This window comes from Skermanella sp. (genome assembly GCF_059503625.1).
The window spans coordinates 1-5,487 of record NZ_JCACHA010000590.1 but is presented as its reverse complement, the minus strand read 5'-3'; the positions used below and the strand labels follow the sequence as shown (position 1 = coordinate 5,487).

Here is a 5,487-nt window from a genome sequence, read left to right as displayed (position 1 = left end):
GTCGATGGAGAAGGGCGACATCATGGGCCATGAGTTCATGGGCGAGGTGGTGGAGGTCGGCCGCGACGTGAAGAAGCTGAAGGTCGGCGACCGCGTCGTGGTGCCGTTCCCGATCGCCTGCGGCCACTGCATGAACTGCGAGAGCCACCTTTATTCGGTCTGCGAGAACTCCAACCCGAATGCCTGGATGGCCGAAAAGCTGTGGGGCTACTCGCCGGCCGCGATCTACGGCTATTCCCACATGCTGGGCGGCTATGCCGGCGGTCAGGCGGAATATGCCCGCGTGCCCTATGCCGATGTCGGACCGATCAAGATCCCGGACGGCATGCCGGACGAACAGGTGCTCTTCCTGTCCGACATCTTCCCGACCGGCTACATGGGCGCCGACAATTGCAACATCAAGCGCGGCGACACCATCGCGGTCTGGGGCTGCGGCCCGGTCGGCCAGTTCGCGATCAAGAGCGCCTTCCTGCTGGGAGCCGAACGCGTCATCGCGATCGACCGGTTCCCCTACCGGCTGAAGATGGCGAGCGAGCAGGGCGGGGCCGAGACGATCAACTACGCCGAAGTCGACAGCGTGCCCGAGGCCTTGCGCGAGATGACCGGCGGGCGCGGCCCCGATGCCTGCATCGACGCGGTCGGCATGGAAGCCCACGGCATGGGCCTGATCGGCGCCTACGACCGCGCCAAGCAGGCGATGATGCTGGAAACTGACAGGATCATCGCCCTGCGCGAAGCGATCCTGTCATGCCGCAACGGCGGCACAGTGTCGGTGATCGGCGTCTATGGCGGGTTCGTCGACAAGTTCCCGTTCGGCGCCGTCGTGAACAGGTCTCTGACGATCAAGGCGGGGCAGGCCCATGTGCAGCACTATATGAAACCGCTGCTGGAGCACATCCAGAAGGGCGACATCGACCCCAGCTTCGTCATCACGCACCGGCTGAACCTGAACGACGCAGCGTCGGGCTACTCGACCTTCCTCAACAAGCAGGACGAATGCATGAAGGTCGTGCTGCGGCCCTGAGGGCGGAGCCTGAACGGTCTTTCACGTGAAACATCGACGGCCGGGGTGGAAGCTCCGGCCGTCGTCGTGCCGGCGTGGGTGAGGAAAAAACTGTTTTTCGTCACCGCTGGTCACTGAAGGTCACTACGGGCTGGGCGTGGATGGGTCTCCTCTGCTTTCATCGTCGGACCTGATGTTTATGCCGTAACTACTCCGCTTCCACACCGTCTTGCCAAGATCAAGTCTGGTAAGCGCTGGCTTTGGCCGCCTCCTTCCCCCTTCCCGCCATACCAAGACTTGAACTTGGTATCTCCTTTCAGGAACTGAGCGGCTGGTGACGTTCAGGAACGTTTTAGGGTGGCGGCTATGGTTCAAGCGCTGGACTGGGCGGCTTACAGCCCGAGGTAGCGGTGCTGTGCCTGTTCAAGAATTACCCAAGTAAATCGCCACTAACGTTACTCGGATATGCACTCCACGAAACATACAGAAGTATTGTTTCACCGAAGTAACATAAAATTTAACACCAATTTACTTGACTTAAATACCACATTCCTGCTGTCGTTCTCCCGCATCCAATAGCGCCCCCGAGAGCGGACACGGTTTCAGCCGCCGGGGATTTCTCAAATCAATATTTTCCGGGCAGGAGTCACCTGATGAGTTCAGCGGAACCGCAATGGACATTGGAACAGTTGCAGGAGCATTTGCAGGCGGCTGTCGATCTCGAGTTCTGGACCATCCCGTACTACATGGCAGCGGCCTATTCCATCAAGGATCAGGGCGAGGCGGCGTTCCAGCTCATCCTGTCGGTCGTCAACCAGGAAATGCTGCATGTCCAGCTGGCGGCCAATATCGCCAACGCCTATGGGCTGAAGCCGCTGTTCAAGTGCCCGGTCTATGAGGGGACGCATATTCCGCACCTGAATTTCTCGCTGGACGATCCGGACCCCCGGACGCTGTTTCCGTCGGCGCGGCGGAGATCGGGCAGCTCGACATCGCGCGGCTCCAGGGCTTCTGCCTGGTCGAATATCCGTTCTGGGATACCGGCCATCCGGTGGACGCCAACCCCGACATCGCCGTCTATGGATCGATCGGGGAGTTCTATCAGGCGGTGACGGTCGGGGCGACGCAGTTGAAGGACCACATCAAGCCGGTCAATCAGGTCGATGCCTTCAAGCGCTTCTATGCCGACTTCGAGCAGCCGACCATCACGATCGAGGGCGCCGACGGGCTGGCGCAGGTCGCCAATCTGGTCGATGCGATCACGTCCCAGGGCGAAGGCACCCAGCGTCCGGCCGGCCTCAAGAGCCATCCGAAGCATCCCAACCTGCCGGACATCGCCAGCTATTTCAAAAGCGCGTCGAACCCGCCGATCAAGAAGCAGTTCCGGAATACCGCCGACGACATCGAGCCGTCGTGGCCGCATTTCGAGAAGTTCTACAGCCTGATCCAGGGCGGCGTGCTGCCGGAAACCTATGCCGCCGAGCGCTTCCCGGCCGAGGGCACTCCCGGCTACGCGGCTCAGCTCCGGCTGGTCGAGAACTTCTCCAAGTTCCGCTGGGCCATGACGGAGAAGTTCGCCGGCAAGCCGGTCCCGCAGTTCTACGTCCACATGGTCACGCTTGCCGGCAATATCCTGGCCTGCTGGCAGAACGGCGCGGTGCCGGCCTTCTCGCACCACGACCTGAACCATTCGGAGCAGACCAGGGCGACGTTCGCGGCGTTGGAGTCGGAGCCGCGCTTCCCGCTGGCGAAGGCGCCCAACGCCAAGGCGGCGGTCTGGAAGACCGAGCCGGCGCTCGCCTGACCTCTGAGTCAATTCAAGGTCGTCAAACAAAGATTCAGGGATCAGCCCATGTCCAAGAGCATCCTGCGCATCCATCCCGCCATCGCCTTCGCGCGAGTCGGCAACAGCGACGACTATTACCTGGCGCCCGAAACCATGGCCGGCGTTCCGGTCGCCGGCAGCGAGCCGCCGGTGATGGGCGGACTGCCGATCCGGCGCGGCACCGAGCACGACACGATCACCGACGAGGACCTGCGCGACGCTTCCGGCGCGCTGAAGCGTCAGGCCGCCCGCTTCAAGATCTTCGCCTATAGCGAAGCGGAGGCCAAGGCCTACCCGGCCGCCACCGAGCAGGAGATCAGGATCGGCGGCACGCTGGGCGGCAAGACGGTCACCGACATCGTCTGGACCGTCCATGTCGCCAACAAGAAGGCCAACACCTTCGTCCTGGAGGTGAGCAACGCCAACGGTCCGGTGATCGACAACTACGGCAACGGCAACCTGCCGCCGATCCGCAACGCGTCGCTGTACGCCGGCGACGAGGGCACGGAGGAGCTGGCTGTTCTGAACGACCCGGAGCGGGTCTCCCGGCTGACGATCGATTTCGGGCCGCGCACGGTGCGGGGCGCCGGCGCCGCACCGGTTCGGTTCGATGCCGCTACGGAAGCATCGGTCTACAGCGCGGAAGGCGGCTTCAAGACGCTGCCGGACTATCCGAAGTCCTGGCCGGCGAAGTCGTTCCCCGACGGGCTGTACTCGCCGACCGGCGAGGTCGATACCCTGGGCCACCTGGAGACCGACGAGGCCGGGCGGCTGGTAGTGCTGGGCGGCTACGGCAGGGCGAGCGCCTGGAAGCAGGAGGACGGCAGCTTCTACCAGCTCGTCAGCAGCGTCGATAACGACGGCTGGTTCGACGACACCAGCGACGGCCCGGTCTCGGCGGTGGTCGTGCTGAACGGCGGCCAGCCCGACGAGACGCGGATTTCCGCCGGGACGGCCTGGGTCACGACGGCCGATCCGTCCTATGCGCCGCAGATCCTCAACGTCGTGTCGCTGTGGGACGAGGTGTACGACACCTTCGTCCGCAAGCTCGGCCTTCAGCCGGAGATCTATTCGGACGGCGAATACCGGTACGACCGCGACGCCAGCTTCGAGGACGACGTCGCCCATATCTTCCGGGGCACGGCCTTGCAGGAATGGATTTCCAACCTGCCGCAGGGCGCCAAGCACGCGCACCGCGCGGTCGGCCGCATCGGCGCGGAAACCGATCCCGCCGACACGATCCTGTCGGGGCTGGCCTATATCCGCAACCCGAACCTGCCGCAGCAGGCCATGCTGGGCGTGCCGCTGATGCCGGGTGCGCTCGGCGACTCGGGTCAGGCCTTCCTGTCGCCGACGCTGACGCAGTACTATTTCCTGACGCAGTGGAACGACCGCAAGTGCAGTGCCGAGCCGGTCAAACCGCTGTCGCCGGGCGATCTGCTGGACAAGGCCTCGCTGATCAACTGCCTGGGCGGCCGTTTCAGCCCCGGCATCGATCTGACCTTCACCGTGCGCCAGGAGGAAATCTACGTCCAAGACTGGCGGAAGAAGGAGGTCGGGCCGTTCCGCATCGCTCCGAAGCCGCTCAGCTTCGAATCCCTGAAGCCGGACGTGCCCGTGCTGTCGGAGGGCTACGTGCCGCTGCACAGCACCGGCGAGGATCTGGTCGAGCCGGGCGACATGACCAAGTTCATGTCCGTGCCGTGGCACACCGACTACAATTCCTGCGCCACCCATCCGACCAGCCCGACGATTCCGCACAACACCACGCTGTACTGGTCGTGGCCAGCGCAGCGTCCGGTCCATGTCCATCTCGCTTCCGAGGTCAAGGACGGCAAGCCCGGTCCGCAGCGCTATTCGGTCCGGGGTCCCGGCACCGGCAGCGAAAATCCGGCCAACCAGGGCCGCTATCAGGATATCGAGAACATCCTGCCGAACTGGCACAAGATCGGCTTCGTGATCCAGGACAGCGCGATCGTCGGCGGGCAGCGCAACCCGGACCAGTTCTTCGAGGTGCGGAGCGCGCTGCCGGTCGATGAAGCCCTTGTCATTCCGCCCTGGCCGATGAACGACAAGGGCACGAGCGCCGGCTGAGCTGCCGTCAGCGGTCGCTGGGAAAGCATGACAACCCATCATGACAGGACCGTCGCCATCCTTGGCGGCGGTCCTGCCGGCTGCGCCACGGCACTGGCGCTCCACCGCCAGGGCATCCGCGATGTCTTGGTCATCGAAGCCGGCACCCATGAGGTCCGGCGGATCGGGGAGAGCATCCCGCCGGATACCGGGCTGATGTTCCGCACGCTCGGGATCTGGGACGATTTCGTCGCCGAAGGGCACGAGCCCTGCCTGGGCAGCCGCTCCGCCTGGGGCGACAACCGGCTGGGCTACAACGACTATCTCTACAACCCGCACGGTCAGGGATGGCACCTTGACCGGCGGCGCTTCGACGCGTTCCTGCTCTCGCGGATCGAAGGGCTGGGAATGGGAGTGCTGAGCGGGACCGGTTTCGACAAGGCGGAGCCGATGCCCGGCGGCGGCTACCGGCTGCGGCTGGTGGGGGACGACGGGGCCGTGACGGCGCTGACGGCGCGCTTCGTGGTCGATGCCACGGGTGCGCGGGGGCTGTTCGCCCATCAGCGCGGGGCCGGCCGCCGGCGGC

Annotated in this window: 5 protein-coding genes; all 5 read left to right on the top strand. The window is 64.4% G+C overall.

Annotated features, from left to right (window positions below; genetic code table 11):
- Positions 1 to 1,024 (top strand): zinc-dependent alcohol dehydrogenase (locus AC5JJ6_RS15150; RefSeq protein WP_496042850.1); only part of this gene is annotated, 1,024 nt, incomplete at its 5' end.
- A gap of 632 nt (positions 1,025 to 1,656) precedes the next feature.
- Positions 1,657 to 2,115, top strand: a complete 459-nt coding sequence (locus AC5JJ6_RS15145; RefSeq protein WP_496042849.1) for a ferritin-like domain-containing protein — start codon at positions 1,657 to 1,659, stop codon at positions 2,113 to 2,115.
- Positions 2,019 to 2,807, top strand: coding sequence for a ferritin-like domain-containing protein (locus AC5JJ6_RS15140; RefSeq protein ID WP_496042863.1), 789 nt, complete (start codon positions 2,019 to 2,021; stop codon positions 2,805 to 2,807). Before AC5JJ6_RS15145 ends, AC5JJ6_RS15140 begins: the two co-directional genes overlap by 97 nt.
- 48 nt (positions 2,808 to 2,855) lie before the next feature.
- Positions 2,856 to 4,922 carry a LodA/GoxA family CTQ-dependent oxidase gene (locus AC5JJ6_RS15135; RefSeq protein ID WP_496042848.1) on the top strand — a complete coding sequence of 689 codons (2,067 nt, stop codon included), beginning with the start codon at positions 2,856 to 2,858 and terminating at the stop codon, positions 4,920 to 4,922.
- Between the two features lie 27 nt (positions 4,923 to 4,949).
- On the top strand, positions 4,950 to 5,487 hold a 538-nt coding region (locus AC5JJ6_RS15130), incomplete at its 3' end, for an NAD(P)/FAD-dependent oxidoreductase (protein WP_496042847.1).

Coding starts and splice junctions, on each gene's coding strand:
- AC5JJ6_RS15145 (WP_496042849.1), top strand. CDS start 1,657: ATGAGTTCAGCGGAACCGCAATGGACATTGGAACAGTTGCAGGAGCAT.
- AC5JJ6_RS15135 (WP_496042848.1), top strand. CDS start 2,856: ATGTCCAAGAGCATCCTGCGCATCCATCCCGCCATCGCCTTCGCGCGA.